General features: G+C 58.3%; 18 protein-coding genes and 1 pseudogene. 14 read left to right on the forward strand and 5 right to left on the reverse strand.

The window, feature by feature from the left end:
* Nucleotides 1-23: 23 nt before the first annotated feature.
* Nucleotides 24-907: pseudogene (locus tag C449_RS13005) on the forward strand (IS1595 family transposase).
* Between the two features lie 195 nt (nt 908-1102).
* On the opposite strand, the gene C449_RS13010 reads toward C449_RS13005, so the two are convergent.
* On the reverse strand, nt 1103-1678 hold the full coding sequence (locus tag C449_RS13010) for a TATA-box-binding protein (protein WP_006078494.1): 576 nt from the start codon (nt 1676-1678) through the stop codon (nt 1103-1105).
* A gap of 332 nt (nt 1679-2010) precedes the next feature.
* Here C449_RS13010 and C449_RS13015 point away from each other — a divergent pair, with 332 nt between their 5' ends.
* Together C449_RS13015 and C449_RS13020 are read left to right on the forward strand one after the other, a co-directional pair.
* Entirely contained in the window at nt 2011-2394 is a 384-nt protein-coding gene (locus tag C449_RS13015) for a hypothetical protein (protein WP_006078495.1), read from the forward strand.
* Between the two features lie 274 nt (nt 2395-2668).
* Nucleotides 2669-3511, forward strand: a complete 843-nt coding sequence (locus tag C449_RS13020; RefSeq protein WP_006078497.1) for a geranylgeranylglycerol-phosphate geranylgeranyltransferase — start codon at nt 2669-2671, stop codon at nt 3509-3511.
* A gap of 221 nt (nt 3512-3732) precedes the next feature.
* Here C449_RS13020 and C449_RS13025 read toward each other — a convergent pair whose 3' ends face one another.
* The gene (locus C449_RS13025; RefSeq protein WP_006078498.1) at nt 3733-4185 is read right to left on the reverse strand and encodes an HVO_A0114 family putative DNA-binding protein; all 453 of its coding nucleotides are present in this window, start codon (nt 4183-4185) and stop codon (nt 3733-3735) included.
* Nucleotides 4182-4556, reverse strand: coding sequence for a toxin-antitoxin system TumE family protein (locus C449_RS13030; protein ID WP_006078499.1), 375 nt, complete (start codon nt 4554-4556; stop codon nt 4182-4184). The genes C449_RS13025 and C449_RS13030 overlap by 4 nt, the downstream gene beginning before the upstream one ends.
* Before the next feature lie 560 nt (nt 4557-5116).
* On the opposite strand from C449_RS13030, the gene C449_RS18470 reads away from it, so the two are divergent.
* The 9 genes from C449_RS18470 (at nt 5117) to C449_RS13075 (ending at nt 15700) form a co-directional block, all read left to right on the forward strand.
* Nucleotides 5117-7513, forward strand: coding sequence for a hypothetical protein (locus tag C449_RS18470; protein WP_193790597.1), 2397 nt, complete (start codon nt 5117-5119; stop codon nt 7511-7513).
* 69 nt (nt 7514-7582) lie between these two features.
* Nucleotides 7583-8578 carry a DUF7282 domain-containing protein gene (locus C449_RS13040; RefSeq protein WP_152415720.1) on the forward strand — a complete coding sequence of 332 codons (996 nt, stop codon included), beginning with the start codon at nt 7583-7585 and terminating at the stop codon, nt 8576-8578.
* Between the two features lie 95 nt (nt 8579-8673).
* Nucleotides 8674-9231, forward strand: a complete 558-nt coding sequence (locus tag C449_RS13045; protein WP_006078502.1) for a PH domain-containing protein — start codon at nt 8674-8676, stop codon at nt 9229-9231.
* Between the two features lie 110 nt (nt 9232-9341).
* Nucleotides 9342-9806 carry a metal-dependent hydrolase gene (locus tag C449_RS13050; protein ID WP_206536539.1) on the forward strand — a complete coding sequence of 155 codons (465 nt, stop codon included), beginning with the start codon at nt 9342-9344 and terminating at the stop codon, nt 9804-9806.
* Nucleotides 9807-9868: 62 nt separating this feature from the next.
* Nucleotides 9869-10816 (forward strand): DUF7282 domain-containing protein, encoded by a 948-nt coding sequence (locus C449_RS13055; RefSeq protein WP_006078504.1) that lies wholly within the window; start codon nt 9869-9871, stop codon nt 10814-10816.
* A 104-nt stretch (nt 10817-10920) separates the two neighbouring features.
* Nucleotides 10921-12030 (forward strand): DUF7282 domain-containing protein, encoded by a 1110-nt coding sequence (locus tag C449_RS13060; RefSeq protein WP_006078505.1) that lies wholly within the window; start codon nt 10921-10923, stop codon nt 12028-12030.
* A complete protein-coding gene (locus C449_RS13065; protein WP_049914192.1) occupies nt 12027-13910 on the forward strand; it encodes a hypothetical protein in 1884 nt (627 codons plus the stop codon). The genes C449_RS13060 and C449_RS13065 overlap by 4 nt, the downstream gene beginning before the upstream one ends.
* 119 nt (nt 13911-14029) lie before the next feature.
* Nucleotides 14030-14455: a hypothetical protein gene (locus C449_RS13070; protein ID WP_006078507.1), complete on the forward strand. Its 426-nt coding sequence runs from the start codon at nt 14030-14032 to the stop codon at nt 14453-14455.
* Between the two features lie 378 nt (nt 14456-14833).
* Nucleotides 14834-15700 carry a hypothetical protein gene (locus tag C449_RS13075; RefSeq protein WP_152415721.1) on the forward strand — a complete coding sequence of 289 codons (867 nt, stop codon included), beginning with the start codon at nt 14834-14836 and terminating at the stop codon, nt 15698-15700.
* A 344-nt stretch (nt 15701-16044) separates the two neighbouring features.
* On the opposite strand, the gene C449_RS13080 is transcribed toward C449_RS13075, so the two are convergent.
* Nucleotides 16045-16461, reverse strand: a complete 417-nt coding sequence (locus C449_RS13080) for a GlcG/HbpS family heme-binding protein (protein ID WP_006078509.1) — start codon at nt 16459-16461, stop codon at nt 16045-16047.
* Between the two features lie 441 nt (nt 16462-16902).
* Entirely contained in the window at nt 16903-17745 is an 843-nt protein-coding gene (locus C449_RS13085; protein ID WP_049914194.1) for a hypothetical protein, read from the reverse strand.
* A gap of 102 nt (nt 17746-17847) precedes the next feature.
* Here C449_RS13085 and C449_RS13090 point away from each other — a divergent pair, with 102 nt between their 5' ends.
* Complete coding sequence (locus C449_RS13090; protein ID WP_006078511.1) at nt 17848-18258, forward strand: CopG family ribbon-helix-helix protein; 411 nt, start codon at nt 17848-17850, stop codon at nt 18256-18258.
* 378 nt (nt 18259-18636) lie between these two features.
* Nucleotides 18637-19539 (forward strand): hypothetical protein, encoded by a 903-nt coding sequence (locus C449_RS13095; RefSeq protein ID WP_049914196.1) that lies wholly within the window; start codon nt 18637-18639, stop codon nt 19537-19539.
* Nucleotides 19540-19624: the final 85 nt, after the last annotated feature.

A 19624-nucleotide genomic window follows, 5' to 3' on the forward strand; every position in this document is an offset into this window, starting at 1 on the left:
GACGCTTCCGCGTCACCCGGTAGATGTTTCCATTCGCCGCACTGAGTTCGGAGACGAGCGCCGCGGACCTGCTGGAGCAGGTCCGCTGGCGCGACGGCCTCCAGTGCCCGCGCTGCCGTTCTTCGTCAGTGATCAAGTACGGCAGCTACAGAGCCTTTCAGCGGTATCTCTGTAAGGATTGTGACCGCACGTTCAATGACAAGATCCGCATGATCTTCGCGCACGCGAAGATCGCGCTCGACAAGTGGCTCTTCACGATCTATACGTTCGTCCGGTTCAACACCAGTATCCGCCAACTTACCGCCGAACTCGACCTCTCGTACAAGACGCTTCACCGGCGTGTCGAGCGCTTCACCAATGGCTCGACGCGCCTTTGATCAAGCTGTGCGGTCCCGTCGAGATCGACGAACTGTACGTCTCTGCGGGACTCAAGGGCCGCGAGCGCGACGGTCCGTCGCGCTCGCGTGGCCTCTCTACGCGCGGGCGTGGAACCTACGAGGGTGACAAGCTGCCGGTGTTCACCCTCGTTGATCGCGGGAGCGGGAAGCGGTATGTTGTTCCGGCGAAATCAGCAGATGAGTCGACGGTTCGGCTCCTTCTCGCGGCCCGCGAGAAGGAGCCACACACGGTCTACACGGATGGATTCCGGGCATATGATCCGTTGGATGACGACGAGCGGTTTCGCCGCGAGTCGGTCATCCATGCGGACAACGAGTACGTCGACGGAGAGGCTCATGTGAACACCGGCGAGAGCCACGGTCGCACCAGCGATCCGTGGCTCTCGCCCCACCGAGGCGTTTCGAAGGACAAGCTTACGCACTATCTGAGAGCGTTTCAGCTACGACGCCGAATCTACCGCAAACCTGGTCGAAAAGCGTTGAGACACGTTCTCCGGAAGGTGCTTTGACTCACCAACAATGTGCTTCACAAGAGCGTCTGTATAGATTCTAGTCGTTTGGCAACTATCTGAAGTCACAAATCAGTAACAGAGTTGGTGCAGATTTACTCGTCCTTAGCTCTCTAAGCACGAGTAACACCCATTTCGGCTACCTCCACCTGATTCTCAAGTAGACCACATGCACCCGTATCAGGAGAGTGAAGATCAGCCCACCAACCCCAGATCGTTCAGACGCCTGATGATCTCTTCCAAGGCTGCTTCGGCGTTGTCGTGAATCTTCGCCCCTGTGATCACCATTTTCCCCGATCCGAACAGAAGTGCGACGACATCTGGATCGTCAAGCCGATAGACCAGACCAGGAAACTGTTCGGGTTCATACTCGACAGATTCGAGCCCTAGTCCTATCGCAATTGCATTCAGGTTCAACCTTTCGCCCAGGTCAGCACCTGACACGATATTTTGGACCGTTACCTCAGGTGTCCCGACATCGATCCCGAGCTCTGCCAGTGCATCCACGGCCACATGGACTGTCTCATGTACCTCCTCGATACTCCCTGCTCCCGTACACGTGATCTTCCCTGATCGGAAGAGCAGACACGTCGCTGCCGCATCGGCCGGTCGATAGATCAATCCCGGAAACTGTCCGGGGTCAAAGTCCGCGCCTGTGAGATCCATCGCAACCGATTCGAGATCGATTTCTTGGCCGATCCCCGACGAAGCGACGACATTCTGAGTTTCGAGTGTCGTTACCGGATCCTCAACAGTATCTTCGAGGCTCATTTTTGAGCGATGACGTGTTCCGGTAAGAGGATGCGTGGTTTCTTGACGAAGAGTCTGCTGCTCACGAGAGAGTGTGCATCACTCATCAAGAGCGATTCTCCGCTGTTGCATCCGGTAAGGAAAATCAACTAATGTCACTCCCAGAACTGGCCTATGGAGATCTCCATCTTAAACCTCGGGTAATAATTGGTAGTGGCAGATAATTGTGATCCTCGACCGGCGGACGGCCAGCGTCGGAGGAGGGGGCTTCAATCTTACCAAACATTCTTCCGGCGGGGGTGTCTAAGTGTTAGGTAAGAACGGCTGGCAACGACAGCCGGCGGGACCAACCCATGAAACGGACAGACCAGGATCAGAATGCGCAGGCAGTTACCGACGGCGGGAAGCCGGTAGCGCCAGCAATCATACCCGAGTACGTACGTGAGGGTGTCGAGCGTCAGGACACGACGATCCTTCGGCAAATCGCCACGTGGTGCGAGCAACTCGCCGACTATCGCGACGAACGCCCAATAGAGGTCGACGACGACGAGGAGCTCGTCGAGGTGAACGAGGACGGTGGCGACGGAGGCGACGACAGGTCCGGCGGGACGCAGGTGATCAAGAAAATCCCTTGCGGAAAGGACTGTAACGGCTGTCCGCACGGACCCTACGAATATCGGGTGAAGCGGCAGGGAAAGAACCTGAAGTGGGAGTACATCGGACGGGTGGACTCATGATTACTGAAAACGAACTCGACATTGACGGCGAAGTGATTGACGTCGATACGGACAGGGGGAACAGCACGCAGATGAAAATGATGGTTCCGTGTGGGAACGGCTGTAGCAGGTGCCCGCACGGTCCCTACGAGTACCAGGTGCAGCGTGACGGGGGAAGCCTCAATTGGGTGTATGCCGGTCGTTCTACACCATGATTCCAGTCCGTACTGGCGTTTTGGCAAGCGGGCAGACGACGAAGCGCCGAATCTGTCTGACGAGAGCGAGTCTGTAAGCGATGGTAGGTGATCGGACGCGGGGATTCGTCGAGCTCATCCGACCAGGGAACGCGATCGCTGCTGGGTTTCTCACGTTCATTGGCGCGTTCGTCGCGGATGCGTTCGCCGATCCCGTGATGATCGGTGCAGCAGTCGGCGCGACAATCGCCGCGACGGGAGCGGGGATGTCGATCAACGACTATTTCGACCGCGAGATCGATCGGATCAACCAGCCCGACCGGGCGATTCCACGCGGGGCAGTGACGCCGCGCGAGGCGCTCGGATTCAGCATCGTGCTATTCGCGATCGCGGTCGCGCTTGTGCTGCTACTCCCAGTGCTCGCCATCGTGATCGCGGGTGTCAACCTGTTCGCGCTGGTTGCCTACACTAAGTTATTCAAAGGGTTCTCAGGACTCGGGAACATAGTCGTCGGCTATCTCACGGGGAGCGCGTTTCTGTTCGGTGCAGCAGCGGTCGGCTCAGTCACGGTGGCAGTCCTGGTATTGTTCGCGCTCGCAGCGCTCTCGACAGTCGCTCGTGAGATCGTAAAAGACGTCGAAGACATGGAGGGCGACCGGGAGGAGGGGCTGAGGACGCTCCCGATCGTGGTCGGTGATCGCACGTCGCTCATCCTCGCAGCGGTCGTTCTAGCGCTCGCGGTGCTCGCAAGCCCAGTGCCGTTCATTCGAGGGACGTTCGGAATCGCCTATCTGGTCCTCGTGATCCCGTGTGACCTCTTGATGCTCTACAGCGTGTACGAGGGGTTCAGCAACCCGACAGCCGGACAATCGCACCTCAAATACTCGATGTACCTCGCTACCGTAGCGTTTGTTGTAGGTCGGGCAACGACGATAATCGGATAAGCAGCCACAGACAGTAGGAGACGATAATTTCACTTGCAACACGTATTCTGTTTGTATATGAAATTTTATCAGATGTAGGATGGTTTGAGATATGGATGGCAAATCTGCCGAAGATCAAGTCGAGAGCGAATCGAGTTGACCAAGTGCTCACGAACACGAGTGATCAAGCGACGATTGAGTGACGAACTGTGCGCTAACTCGACTGGTTGAAAGGTTTGTTTTCAAGCGGCAGCAGGTTCGTCAGTCCGGTCCTCTTCAGAATCAAGTGAAACGGCAAAGTCGAAAACGATCTCATCGTAGGCGACGATCGGTCGTTTTGCGTTCCCCTCTTCAACGAACTCGACAACACCGTAGGCAGCCAGCTTCCGAAGCTGATCGTAGACGTTTTTCTTGTCTCGGTCGACCAGCCGTGCTGCTTCGCGGATACTCGATGGCTCATGGACGTTCAGTGCCCGCAAGAGCCCAAGCGTCGAGTCGGTGAAGACCGCTGTCGCGGTGTCTACATCCGGAAACGAAAGCGTCGGATGATCGGTGCCGCTCTCGTCGCTTTGTTCGTCGGACTCGACAGTAACACGCAGCGTCCGCGCCCACTCCTCGGGCACGGAGTCGGGATACGTCCCGGCGTGCTCCTTACTTTCTTGTTCGCGTCCGTTCTCGGTGTCGTTCTCAGTCATATGTCGTAGTCCTCCGGTGATGGGCCGAACGGTTCGATTCCTGTCTCACGAAAGAATCGGTCGTAGACCGCTGCGACTGACCCTGGGAACTCGTATTCGGAGTCGAGATTGGCCCCAACGTGTCGGTGATGGCTTCCGTCGCCGTGGTCGTTGTCGTAGCGCAGCATTGTGCCCTGTTCCGGGCCGATAGGCCACTCAGTGTCGTCAGGCGGATCGGCCGGATCAGCGACTCCGTAGTGAAGCGCGTAACACGCGCCCGGCGGGTATCGTTCGACAGCAGTAGGGTAGATGAACTTGTACCGGACGAGTACGCCCGCTCGCACCACCTTTCGTTTTTCATAGACCACCTCGGGGCTCTCATCATCGGCCATCCTCTATCGTTGGTGCGGTCGCCAACGTGTTAAGTCCGTTGGTATCAGCACCAACGATATGCAAGAGTTTGAGATAGTATCTATCGTGAGCAGCAGAAACCACGGAGGTAAGCGCCGACAGCGGTCGCACCGCGATCCGCTACACCGCCGGGTTCTCTTACCAAACAGTAGAACGTGCTCCCTATCTAAGCGTTAGGTAAGAAATACGGCAGTCGACAGGGAGCGGCAACATCCCGATGTCGAGATGAATATATCCCAGTCATCACAAGACAGTGAGAAGAATGATCGCAAGACCAACGCCGATCAACACAAAACCGATGGATATCAGAACCAGAGCCACACGTGCTGATTTTTCCACAAAACCCAGTCACGAGAGTCTGACTAAACAATGCCGCTTCTGCCGTCGTAACTGTGGATTCCGCTGTTTACCACCGTGCCGATCACACTCTCAGAGAATCTACTGAAATCGATCAACGGAACTTGAGATTATAGCCAGAAAATTCAATTTCATTGACGTGACAGAGACAGGCTTATGCCGGAGGTGGCAGCCGCCTGATTCAATGAAAGAGAGGGCCGCAGTATGGCTTATCGTTTTGGGGGTAGTCACATCGGCAGCCGGGATCGGGGCGATGCCCCTTTCGCAGTCGGCGACCGGGCCGGACACCACCGAGATTGAGGGTGATGGAGCGGGAGCCATGGGCGTTCAGAACATCCAACTCATCGAGCAGCAGCGGAACGTGCTCAGGTACTCGATCGAGTTTACGGGCGAGCTCGATAGAAGCTATCTGGAACGATCACTTACGCGAGCCGCCGATCACGATCGAATCGACGCGAGCAGCATTCGCGTGACCAAGGTCAAAAGCCACGTCGCAACGGTCGAGGTCGGGACCGACGGCTCAGAGGACCCGAAGACGGTCAGTAGTCGAATGCTTCGAGCGATGCAGTTGACCTCTCAGCAGAACCCATCGTCCTCGGCGTCAACGACCAGCGACCGGAGCCCGAACGCCAGCACCGGAGGGAACGGGAAGGCGAAAACGTCCGAACAGGGAGAAACCCACTACCAGATCGACTTTGTGCAGGGTGAGTCGATCAAGAACCTTCGAGGACCCGAAGGCTACTATACGCCCGATCGGTTGATCCGGTACGCTCACGGTAGCACTGAGAACCCTCTCAAACGGTCGTCTAACGGCGATTTTACTACCAACGAGTCACTCGCTGAGTGTGTCCAGAGCTCCGCAATCGTTGTGAACAGTACCGGAACCGCGCGTGTGAGCTTCACCATCGACGAGGGGTGCGATCCCGTGACGCTCACGCTCGCAAGCTACGAGAAACCGGGGCCGGTGTGGAGCCCCGAGAATGAGAGCGAGCAGGAGTTTGTCGACGCCGACACCCGCACGTTCGCACCCGGCGGGACCTACACCCTCCGCGTCGATCTTCCGGCAGAGAATCTAACGGCTGAGGTGGAGACGGCCGAAACAACGACGGAGAGCACACCATCGACCAACGAGCAAGAGGAAAGCACCAGCACGTCGACGAGTGAGACGGTACAGCCGACGTCGGAGCCGGAACCGACAGAGACCGCCGTTGTCGCGCCGAATCCCACCCCGACCATGACGCCGACCCCGACGCCGGAACCCGAGGATTCGTCGGGTGGCAGCGTCGTGGAGACACCTGATACGAGCACAGATATGGCCACCGAGGCCGAAACGGAATCCACGACGAGCTCGACGTCGACGCCGGAAGCGAGCCAGTCGGCCACGACGAGCGGCAGTGAGGATACGTCGACACCCGAACCGGCATCATTGTCGACGAATACGGATGAGCCGACCGAGGAACCATCCGACACACCGACCGAGGAGCCGAGTTCGCCTGACACGTCAACGCCGACCCCCGAACCCACGACGTCGACAACCGATTCCATCGATGGAGAAGACGGGGAGGAGCAGACGAAGACGGACGAGCCAACCGAAGAACCGTCGACTGAAACACCAACACTGGAACCGACCAAAGAACCAACCACCGACGAGTCGGCGGAGGAACCGACAACTGAAACACCGACTCCAACACCGGAGCCGACCGAAGAACCCACTACTGAAGAACCAACGGAGGAACCAACGACCGAGGAGCCGACCACCACAGAAACCGCTACACCGACCCCAACTCCGACGCCTACGGCGACATCAACACCAACGTCGACCGAGACATCGACCCCGACGCCGATACCTACGGAGACACCGACGCCTACGCCGACCACGACCGAGGAGCCCGAAGGACCGGGTGCAGCGTCAGTCAGTTTCAACGATCAGTCGTTGGAAGACGCCTTGCGCGCGGTCGCCGAGTCGGTCACGCTCCCGTCGGACAGCAACGGTGGGTTCCTGGTTGCCTACGACGCGGCGAACTTCGGCGAGGTCGATCGCCCGGACGACCGGATCGGGACCTCACGCCGTCTCTCGCCTGGAACGACCGGGAGCGTACAGGTTGACCTCCAGTTCGCCGAGGCGAGTGTCAACGAGCGTGTGACCGTGGTCGTGGTGCGTGATTCCAACGGCAACGGGCAGTACGATCCCGGCGTCGATACCGGAGCGCTCGACGGAGTAGGCCAGATCGCAAGCGATTCAGCAGAGGTGTCGATCGCGGTCGGACTCCTACCCGATCCACCCGGTGAGGGACCACCCGGCGACAGTGGCGACGACAACGGTTCAGATGGAGGTACAACCACAACCACGACGACGACCACCACCACCAGCGACGGGTCGGGCGGTGACAACGAATCCGGCGATGGAGGTGGCATACTCAGCAGCGAGGCGACCGACGCCGCCGAGGCTGAAAGCGCCGAACAGAACGCGAGCGCGACTGACACCACCACGACTACCGAGCCAGCAGAGAGCACCGACGAAGAGGGCAGTGCCCCGGAGAATGGGAGGATGAAGACGACTGTCACAAAGTCGCCCACGTAGGCCGATCTAGGATCGAAATGTGCCGAGTATCGCTACTGACAGGCTCTCATCACCGACCTGATGTACCACATGAATCCGACCGCAGAACAGACGTCCTTTCGGGCGATCGCCGTCGTTGCGCTGCTATTCAGCGTCGGCATGATCGCCACTGCACCAGCGGCGAGTGCGCAGGCGGGCAACAACAGCACGATCGCTCTCGATAATCAGACCTCGAACGGGACGACGGTCACAATCGAGTCGGTCACGCTCCCCGAAGGCGGGTTCATTTCAGTCCACAACGAGAGCCTCACGCCGCCGCAGAATGAGACGATCGGGAGTATTATCGGCGTTACCGACTATCTCGACGCCGGTACCCATCGGGATCTTGAGGTGGTTCTGGATAGGCCGATTTCGCACAATCAGACGGTGATCGCAAAGGCGGCGCGCGACACGAACGGCAATCAGACGTTCGATGTGCGGCGTTCGCAGGGGTTTCAAGATACCGCCTACTCGTCGAACGGATCGGCAGTCACCGATCGTGCCACCATCCAGATACAGAACGCGACGTCGTTCGCGAACAACAGCACGGTCACACTCCGGAACCAGTCGACCGCCGGGACGAACGTCACCGTCCGATCGGTGACCGTCCCCGAGGGTGGATTCGTCGTGATTCATGGGTCGGCGCTACTCCCGCCGAAGAACCAAACGATCGACAGCATCCGAGGTATCTCAGGCTACCTCGATCCGGGGGTACACCAGAACATCACCGTCGAGCTCAATGAGACGATCGACGAGAACACCACGTTGATCGCCGCCCCCTATCGGGACACGAACAACAACCAGACGTTCGAGTACGCAGCGTCAGAGGGGGCGAACGACACACCGTATAGGCCCAACGGGTCGAGCGCGCTGATTTCGCAAGCGAACGTCTCGATCAACGAGTCGGCCCGCGAGAGCCTACAGAGCGACACCGAGAGCAGCGGCGGGAACGCGAACGCGAGTGCAAGCAGTGGTCCGCAGATGCTTGAGTTGCTCGTGCTCGCCGCAGTGCTCGTCGGGGTCTACCTGTACCTGAAAGTCACTTAGAGAACCATGCACCAGCAAACCCAATTCACGAGACAAACGCCGAATAGAGTCCCCGATTCGAGGAGCACGGCCTGTCGCGATCGAGGGCCGATCCAATGAGCGAATCCGAACCAGAGGTCCCCGAATGGATGCACCTCAGCGAGAACGAGGACTTGCTATGGTCGGGCCATCAGAGTATGTGGACCTACATACCGACCTATCTGACCGGTGCGATCTTGATTGCCGCCGCCGCAGCGCTCCCGATCATCGGGGTGAGCCTTCCCGCGTCGATCCCGGTGACAATCCTCGAGGTGTCGGTGGTCTTAGTCATCGCGGGGGTCGGAGTGCTTGCAGTCACCTACCTACAGTACCGAACCCACCTTTACGCCATCACGACCGAGCAGGTATTCCACCGCAGCGGGATTCTCTCGCGGAATATCGACCAAGTACGCATGGAGCAGATTCAGAACACTTCATGCAATCAGTCGGTCGTCGAGCGGCTTCTGTCATTTGGGACGGTGCAACTCGATACCGCCGGGACAGCCAACGTCGAGCTTAATCTGTGGGGTATTCACGGACCTCGGAAGGTCAACCGAATCGTCACCAACCGACTGAATGAGATGAGCACCGGGAGTCGCAACCAGCCCGCCCAAGAAAGCACACAAGCAACGTAGTGATGTATCGACCGGGCCACCTGGGAATCTGGTTGCTGTTGTATGCCCCGCTCGCGTTCATTCTATTCGCAGCTGATAGACCGGCGCTGGCCGTCCTCGGTGGCGCGGTCATGTTCGTCGTCGAGCCGATCCCCGACCGGGATCAGCGAGTCCCATTCCTGAAACACCGGGGATTCAGCCATACGATCGGCTTCGCCGTACTCGTGGGGACGGTGCTCGGAGTTATCGGATGGTTCGCTGGTGATCGAGCGTTCGTACTCGTCGGGGAGTGGCTCACGGGGAACGGCTATTCGGGGATCGGAGCCGACGTCGCGAGCTCTCGATCAGCAGTTGATGAAGTGTTCTTTGGGCTGTTCGGGTTCACCGTCGGGACGTTCGCGATCCTGGCACACCTGATAGGCGACGTTCTGACGCCGATGGGGATTCGCCCACTCTGGCCGCTCTCAGACCGATCGTTTAGCCTGTCGCTCACCACGGCAAAGAATCCGGTCGCGAACGGCCTGCTGTTGCTCGCCGGAACAGCAGCGGCGATCGGCGTGTTCTGGCTATCCTTCCAGGGAGCCCTACCACCATGACAGGAATTACATCCTCGAGTCCTGAGTCGCAATCACGTCTAGATCGGAGCGCCCCGTTTCGGGTGTTGGTAGTCGGCATCGTACTCGTCGCGACGATCGGGGGTATCGCCGGAGTCGTCGCCGCCGATTCTGTCGGCGTACAGCAGCAGTCAACACCAATCAACAACTCGTCGAACGAATCCCTCACCGATACGGTCGCCACGAACAGCAGCAACGTGAGCACCGTCAGCGCAGCGAACAGCACCACGACGACAAGCAACGCAACGACGACGAACAACACGACGACCGGCCCGACGTCGAACGGCAACGAGAAGAATACGACGTCGACGACCACTCCGGTCGCGGTCAACGAGTCGGGGATAGCGACCCCCGATAGTCCATCGAGCGTCCGATTCGCGTTCCCGAATCAAACGACGAACGGGACGAGTATCACCGTTCGCGAGCCCCGGCTTCCCGACGGTGGGTTCCTGGTTGTTCACGGTCGGAGCTATCCACAGAACGGGCTCGGCAGCGTGATCGGCGTCAGCGAGTATATCGCGCCGGATACGTCCTACAGTCGGGTACAGATTCGGCTGTTCGACATCGCCGGGCGCTCATTCGAGCAATCGAGATTGCGAGCGCCGACCACGATGTACGTGCAAGCGGTCCTCGACACCAACGACAATCAGCAGTACGACGCGCTCGCCACGACCGGCGCGCAGGACGTGAGCTACCTGATTGACGGTAGCCGCCCAGCCGTCGCCGGTGCCCAGATTGACGTCGAGCAGCGGCTCACAACAGAAAACGGGTCGGAGGGTCTCATGGATGGGTTCGTACCGAACCAAACGCAGACCCCGGCCAGCACCGACAACGGGACCGGGACGACCACTCCGGGCGAAGGACTCAAACTGAATCCCAACCAGGGCAGCGGAGTTGACCTTGAAGCGATCCCGAACGCAGCCAGCGATTTCGGCCCGCTACTTGTGATTCTCGGCGGGCTCGCGGCCGCACTTTACGCTAAAAGCCAATGAACGCCCACACCGCCACCACGACGGAGCCGAGCACCGCCCGATCGAGATCGAGAAGGACGCTCGCCGTGCTCATCGCGGCAGTCTTGGTCGGATCGATCGCGATCATGGGGCCGCTCGCGGTCGCCGGTGTGCAAGCTCAAGAGACGACAGCGAACACGACGACTACCGAAGGAAACGCAACGGCGGCGAACACCACCGAGAGCACCAACGGCAGCGTGAGCGTGACGATGCAGCGCCAGACTGTCGCTACGGGCGCAAACGTCACCGTCCGGTCGGCTACGCTCCCCGAGGGTGGCTACGTGGTTCTACACGGCTATGCGCTCACACTCGCCGGGCAACGCGAGGAGAGCGCGATCGCGGTTTCGGAGTATCTGGAACCCGGCAGCTATCAGAATCTCACGATTCCCGTCGATAATGGCGTTCCCGGCGTCTACAGCAACCAATCGCGACTAAACGGATCGCAGAACATCAGCGCAGTCGCTTATCGAGAGTCGAACGGCAACCAGCGTTTCGAGCAGTTCACGACCGGCAACGACTCAGTGTATGAGCCACAGCAGGTGGCTCTCTCCACCGGTTACGTCCTGGTTGAGCGGACACAGAACGCCGCGATCCCGAGTGCAGCGCTTCGGTTCACTGACCAGACCAGCAACGGAACGACAGTCACGGTCGCGTCGACGAAGCTTCCTGACGGTGGGTTCGTCGCGATCCACGACAGCAGCTATCTCCCGCCGGAGAACGATACTTTCGGCAGCATCATCGGAGTCGGACGATACGTCGAGCCCAACGAATCGGCAAAGCAGGTCACGATCGAATTGTACGACGTTCCCGGTCGGTCACTCAATCGGTCGCGACTCGGGGATAATTCGACGCTCGTCGCCGTTCCCTACCGGGACACGAACGGCAACCAGCAGTACGATTACTACCAGTCGGACGGGCTCAGGGATAGCGCGTACATCAACCGATCAGGCGAGTCCCCCGAGGTGATCGTTGATCGGGCGAGTATTGGCGTCAACGGGAGCGGTCAGGGAGAGACGACGCCGCAGAACACAACGAATCCGAGTGGCGGGCAGCCGATCGAGATCGGCGTTGTGGACCCAAATCAGGGAATCTTCGGGACAATTTCGAGCCTCTTGAACGGGCCGGTGTTCGACTTTTTCATCGGCGCGGCGTTCATCCTGTTCGTCGGCTTCATCGCCTATCAGGTGAAATCATGAGTGCTCAGAGCCCGCAGAGCACTCAGAGATCGTCGCCTACCCCATCCGAACACGAGGACGAATCCGAGTCCTCGCCGACCGTGGTGAAACGGCGAGCGTTCCTGAAAACCTCGCTCGCCGCAGCGGGGACCGCCGCGATGCTGTCGACCGACGCCGGTTCGGGGATCGCGACCGCAGAGAGCACGGGAGCAGCCGGAGCGATGGAAGCGTGTAAGGTCGGAGCGAACCCGAATCAGGTGCCACCCGCCGTCGAGGAGCTCAGGTCGGACGATCCAGACGAGATTTACAATGGCGACATAGTGTCGCCCGGCAACTTCGACACGCCGGGTCATCCTCACCGCGAGGCGTATCGATCGCTCGCCGAAACCGAGCGCCGCTTTCGTGACGGCGTGCAACAGCAGAAGGCCGTTCCTTCGCCAGCAGATTTTGAGAACGTCGTCAACGCCGTCGACGACCTCGGAGCCGACCCATCCGGTGAGACACCCGCCAACAGCGCGATCGAGAGCGGAGCCGAACCAGGAACACTCATAATCCTTCCAAAAGGTGCTACATTCCTGCTCGACGGCGATCTTAACCTGAGTCCCAGTGGGGCGTTCGGAATGGTAGGCAAGGGGTTCGAGAACACCAAGAAACCGCCCGGTGAGAGCGCTCCCCGTTTCGTCTCAGCACCGAACACACAGGCACGGTTAATTCTCGGCCCAGTCGAACGAGGACTGTTCGGGGGCTTCATTCTCGATCAGTCGGCTAACGTATCCGGGATCGGGCTTCTCGCCGAAACCGAGAGCGGATTCGTTCTCGTCCGTGCCGTTCGCGTGATCGGCGTTCAAGACAATACGAGTGCCACAGGACAAGGGAATCAGGAAAGTACGAATCACTCCCTTTGTACGCCCATCGCTCGGTCATCAGAGGGTGCTATTCGCGTTCAGCAGTTCATCATGAGCGACCACGGAATCCCTGGCGACAAAAACAGCGGTGGGGTGCCGGGATTTTGGGTCGGGAAAACCAACAGAGGACTCGTCGAGCTCGTGCAATGCGCCTCTACCGGGGGCTCAGACAACGGTATCTACGGCAGTCGGACGCATGGCGACCTACACATCATCGACGGAGCCTACTTCAACAATGAAGTGTCGCAAATCCGATTCGCTGGAGAAGGCTCATGGGCGGTGGGGTGTACGGTCGGCCTCGATCGTGAGAAATACGACGGACCCCGGCCCTCGGAGTTTCTGAAAGAGTTCAGCTCGAACGGTGTCAAAACGGAGATACCCGATTTTATCGATAAGCCGGGTGGTGGGCGGCTCGAAAACTGCGAGGTCGTGGCCCGGAACGTGACCAGCAGCAACGTCGGGTCGCTAATTTTCGTGCGAGGGTTCTCAGGTGCACTCACAGTCAACAACTGCCGAGTCATCAACGGCGTAGACGGTATGGCGAGCCTCTCAGCACGACCACCGGGTAGCGGTTATGGCACGAAAAGCAAGCCACCGTACGCGGTGAACGTGTCCGATTCGACGTTCACCGGAATCCAAAATAGTGCCGCAGCGATCGAAATCCAAGATCGGCCAGCATCAACAGTCACGAACACCTGTATCAAGATCGAAGGCGCGGGGCCAGGAGATATAGTCGGCGCATCGGCCAACAAATGCACCTACGGGATGGAATGCAAATCAGCTGGAACTACGGGACCGGTCGGGTCAGCGGTGAACTTCGTCGTCGGTGGAATCACCTCGTTCGTGAGCGGGTTGTTCAAGGGAGCCGCCGTGATCGCGACGGTTCCGTTCATCATCCTTCTGGTAGCCGGGTTGCTGAGTCTACTACTCGCGAGCTCGCTACCAGCCGCTTTCGGGTTGCTCGCTGCCGCGATCAAATTCTTTGCTAAGGATTGATTCGACCTCTCTACTACTCACGTACAGGCCATGAAGCGGCCTTTCTATATTGGGAGATGTGTCAGATTTCTTCCGCGACATAGACAGTTTTTTACTGGACTCTTCGGACGCTTGCCGATATGGTGCGCAACCAACAGGCGACCGACGACGGCGAAAAAACCGAGTCAAGGCTCACGGAAACACTCAAAAATTCTGTAGTGCCATTCGTGCCGCAGGCGGCGCTCATCATGATGATCGGGGCCGTGACCCTGGTTTCACCGGCAGCGGCCCAGCAGGGGATCTGCGATATGCCCGGCGGGTCGGCGCTGCTGGGTATGGGCGGTCTACTCATCCAGGGAGTCCTCGTGATCGGCGGCGTCTATCTCATCGCTCAGGGCGCAGCGAGTATGTTCGGAGCCGGTCGCGGGGCCGGAGGTCGGCAGAACGCGCTCTACGGGATCATTATCGTGATCTTCGGACTCGTGCTCCCGCAGTTCGTCGGCTTCCTCGCCGAGCAGACCGGGACGAGTCTCGCCGATGCAGGCGTCGGGTGTCTGTTCGGGTAAGCCGGTCGGTGCAATCGGTCAGATCGGTCGCCACGACCGCTCACGCAACCAATTGCGGACCACCCTTGCTTCAAGATACTAACAATGACGAGTGATCGGTGTCCCTCTCGATCGACGGATCGGCGTAGCGTACTACAGGCAGGAGCCGGAGTGCTCGCTGCCCTCGGAGTAGCTGGGTGTCTCGGGGGAGGTGGATCGAGCGACAATAGCACCAACGACTCCGAAAACGGCAGTGGCGTCGAGTCGTCGCCCACCACCCTAACCAGCAGCGAGCCGACGGCTACAGACGGGCCGGGTGAGACGGGAACCGCAAACGGAACGACCACCACTGCGATCCCGAGCGTGTTTGGCTCAGAGGTCGAATTTAGTGGGAGTGAAATGAGCATCCCGCTGAATACCGACGTCACGCTCGATGCAGTGCAACTCAATGCACCGAACGGCGACGTGTTCGCGACCTTCGAGCCCCACCAGTACGAGGGATCGGCCACATTTACGTTGATCGAGCAGACGTCCGACCAACTCGGGTACAAGCTCTATCCGTTCGGCACCTACACCGCAAAAGCGGTTCAGGAGGACAGAGTAGTTGACAGCCACTCCTACGATCTTCGCCCAGCATTTTCCGTTACGGGAATCGAGAGCCAGCAGGGACTCGTCGCGATCACCGTGGAGAACATCGGGAGCGCCCCCGCGCCGATCACGGCAGCACGGATCTACCGACTGAATCAAAGTCCGGGTCCCCAAGAGTTCGGCGGCGGGTTCGTCGACCAGGACGCGATCGTGCCGCCCGAGGAGTCGATCACGGTCGAGACGGGGCTCATGGGGTTCAACGACGTCTATTCGATCGGCAACAACTCATCGGTATCCGATTATGAAAACCAATACTGTACCGGAGAGGCCCGCCCAATAACGGTGAGCTATCGAGTATTCGGAGAAATCCGAGAAACGACCGGCTCACTCGTATTCGGAGGTGGCCCCACCGAAGGACCGAACCAGACGATCGCGTGCGAGGAATACACCATCAACGCCGGTGCAAACGTCTCAGCCAACGGAACGAACACAACCGGGAATTTGAGCGGGAACCTCACCAACGAGACAGGGAACCTCACCGGTGCCAACCGGTCAACCATGAACAACACCAGCAACCGGTCGAACGGGACCGGCAGCAACCTCACCGCCGAGAACGGAACCAGTGAGAACGCCAGCATGTCGGCGAACCAGTCGAACAGCAGCGACTATAGGGATTAGCCAAAGTCTTAGTACTTTCCAACGTTGCGGTATGACTACCTATCGAAATCAGTGTGCGAGATGCAGGGCGCGTATCTTGCACATCGGATCGCCAGAGAGGTGGTTTTGTTCGGGTGACGCACCACCCGTTCATCCGACACCCGGTTTCCTACTTTGCTCTCGGCGGTGGCATTTCAGGCCGAAATCAACGTCTGACCCGCTCAATGTTGCACATCGATCACGACGGCATCTAGTGGTTCAATGAAGCCGTAGATTCGTCTCCGAAACTGAGACTCGCTCAGATACTCGGTAGAAGGAAAGACTTGTTCTCACCGGTATCGATAAATCTTCGGGAGTGGAAGTCGTCAATCGAGTTCTTCGAACGTCTCGACAACGCTCATGGCGACATCCATGTCCTGCTCAACCGCACCACCGCTGACGCCAACTGCACCGACGAGTTCGCCCTCGGAGTGAAGCGGGTAGCCACCGCCGAAGATCACCATCCGGTCATCGTTGGTGTTCTGGATCCCGTATAACGGTTCACCAGGCTGAGCCGCTTTACCGAGTTCGTCAGTTGCCATTTCGTAACAAGCTGCCGTGTAGGCTTTGTTCCGGGCGATGTCGATCGATCCAAGCCAAGCACGGTCCATCCGGCGATTGACGATGAGGGTGCCCTCTGCATTCGCGATAGCGATTACCATGGGGTTGTCGATCTCGTTCGCACGCGTCTCGGCTGTGTCGGCCAGTTCCTTCGCCAGATCAAGTCCGATCGTGCTTACCATTGTACGCTAATATGTTCCAGCGAAACCGTCATAACCCTTTGTTTTCACTGAGTCATGGATTCCGGACTAAGAGCTGAATATCTCGCTAAGAGGCAAGAGATTGCGATAGAGGCCAAGTGCGAAATAGCCTCTGCATCGGTCACGTCGGTGGTGGCAGAATTGTGGTAGCTTCTGTTGGTGATGCTGCATACACAGCGCATATCTTGTACACCATCTCGCCAACGGTGTTTTTCTCTAGGTGACTCACCGCCCGTTTGCTGAAACCCGTTTCCTATTCGCCCCAACGGTCGCATTTTATGACGACATCACTGTGTTTCCCCCTCAACTCTGCACATCAAAAGCCGGACGCCTGGCTATTTGATATGCAAACTGAGGATTGCGATTTCTCATACCGCATCTCTTGGTAGTCGCAAGAATGAGGCCGAAACTGAGTCTTGAAGATCAGAGCACGCCTATGATGAATCCCATCCCCATCACGATGAGAACGACTGCCGAGAATACTGGCAGGTAGGGGGTGTACTGCTCTACTTTCTCCTCATAGTTTTGGTACCCCGCAACCAGCAGCAACGTCAACCCGACGAGAGCGAAAATTACCGTCAGAGCGTACGCACTCATCAGTTCAAGACAGTGATTTGATCCGGCGCACAGCGCGATGATCTCGAATTCCTCCTCGTGAGCGAATCCAAGGAGGAAGGCGAACCACGCAATCCCGAGGAGTCCCCGGTTCGCTGCAGCATCGAGGTCACCGTGGGAGTGCCCGTGTGAGCCCGAATCGCTTCCGAGGAATGGGACCGCGCCCTTGATTCGAGCCCAGAGTCCCCCCTCCGAGTCAGAGTACTCGTCGTGGCCATGACTCTGGCTATGGTCGTGGTCGTGCTGGTGACCTTCGTGGTTGTGATCGTGGTCATCGTCGGCATGAGAATTTTCAGTACCGTGTGAGTGTCCTCCGTAGTATTCGCGAATACCGAGTGCGATGAGCAGCACACCCGCAACGAGACTCACCGGCCCGCCGATCTGAATCCCACCGAGTATCGTGATCGGTTCGTTCACCTGCGTGAGATTGAAGTACGCTTTCGCGTAGAAGAACACTCCCACCATTGCGATACTGCTGATGAGATGCCCGATTCCAAGGATGAAACTCGCCGCGAAGCCGTAGAGCCACTTGTTCGATTGCTCGAACGCGTATGCGGCAGCCACAGGCCACCCGTGCCCTGGTTCGATACCGTGGATAGCCCCGAGTGCAACAGCCCCGAATAACAGCCCGAGTGCCTCTTGGTGGAGCATTCGTGAGCGAACACAGGTACTATCCCCGTGTAGAGGTTGTTATGTCCCAATCGCGGGAACCGTAATAACTGTCATTAACTGCGGGTCAGACCAAGAGTGGGTATGCGTACGAGTTTGAACATCCCTCAGGAAGTCCTCGATTCATTCGATGAGGCATGGAAAGCGGAAGGACTCGAATCACGCTCACGAGCCGCCCGGGAAGCGATACAAGAATACACCGAACGCCACACCCAACTGGAGGAAATCGAGGGAGAGGTCACCGCAGCAGTTGCCTTCGACTACGAGCACACACTCGTGATCGGCGATCTCCACACTCTCCAGCACGAGTTCGAGGACATCATCGGGTCGACTCACCATCAACATCATGGCGAGTGGTGTCTTGAAACGGTGTTCTGTAATGGAACTGCGCTTCGGGTTCGAGAACTCGTCTACCAGTTGCGCGATTTCGACGCGGTTGGACGAGTGAATGTGATGTTCCTTCAGCAAACAGAGCACGCAAACTGTAGTAACTAATAGAGTCTGTTAGATCCTGTTTCCTGCCTAAGAGGCAAGAGGTAGCGGTAGCGACCAGGTGCAAGATAGATCCTCTGTATCTCGCACACCGGTTCTGACAGCTGGTGAGGTACATGCGGAGAGAAATATGGGGATTTCTGCTGAGCACTATAGATCGCGCGTCGATCCGAGCAGCCTGTTTTCTACACGAAAGTCGAGAGCGGAGAGCCGCGCCGTCCGGCGGTTGTGGGGGGGTATTCTTACCAAACATCTGAGCGCCGGTCCCGTCTGAGTGTTTGGTAAGACCGAGCGGGCGGCGGCAGCGTCGGCGCGAGCGGCTGAACAAAATTTTGACACGACATGGATAGGTTTAACCCGCGAGTCCGTGGCGGGATTCCCATGAAACGCCGACAATTCGTTATGGGAATAGCGACCACCGGCGCGATCAGTGCTCTCGCGGGCTGTGTGGGCGGAAATGGAGGGAGCGGAAACAGTAGTGGAAACAGCAGCGGAAGCGGTGCTACTACCATCAGCGGGTCGCAGGTCAATGCGTTCGGAGAGCGACCCGATTTTGACCGACAGAAGCTCTATATCCCGATTCGTTCGGAGGCGAATATCGACAAAGTGGAGGTCAGAGACGCGAACAAGCAGATGTGGGGGACCTACAACGTGGAGGATGGGGAAGGGACAGCCGAATTTACGGTCATCAAAGAAGGTGGCGACGGTTACAAGAAGTACCCCTACGGGCGGTATGAGGTCTATGCAGTCAAAAACGGAACCCGAGTCGATGCCGTAGATTTCGAGATGCAACCGCGATTCGAGGTTACAGAGGTCATATCCGCCGAGGGAGGCGAATTGAGAGTCAAGCTTGAAAACACCGGGAACGCCCCAGCCGTCGTTACCGGTGCTCGCCTCTACAAGCAGGGCACGAATCCGGGTGAGAGCGACGGGTGGAGCGTCGGAGTGTACGAAGGATACGAGCGCGAGATCGTGCAACCAGGAGCGACGACGACTGTCCCCGTACTCCCGTTCGGGTTCGGACAGGTCTATGCGGAGGGAACTGACGAGGTGACACCGCAGAGTACCAGCGAAGGTGTATGCGCGGGTGAAACGAGGACAGCCGTCGTCGACTACCGACTGTTCGGGAATATCCACAGTGGCCCACAGCTAACCCTACAACTCGGCGGAGGTCGAAGTGAGCTAGATCGGCCAGGGATCGGATGCAAGAGCGTGAGCATCCAGTCTAAGAGTGGCGGCGCGTCGAGTCCATCTAACGCTACCAACTCTACCACTTCATCGTAGCTGTCGTTTAGTGTTTATTTTTCAATTTATATAATTGTGCAAATAGGGGCAAGGGAGAAAGTTTTACGGCGGAACACTGTGCGCG

Source organism: Halococcus saccharolyticus DSM 5350 (assembly GCF_000336915.1).
In the GTDB taxonomy this organism is placed as follows: domain Archaea; phylum Halobacteriota; class Halobacteria; order Halobacteriales; family Halococcaceae; genus Halococcus; species Halococcus saccharolyticus.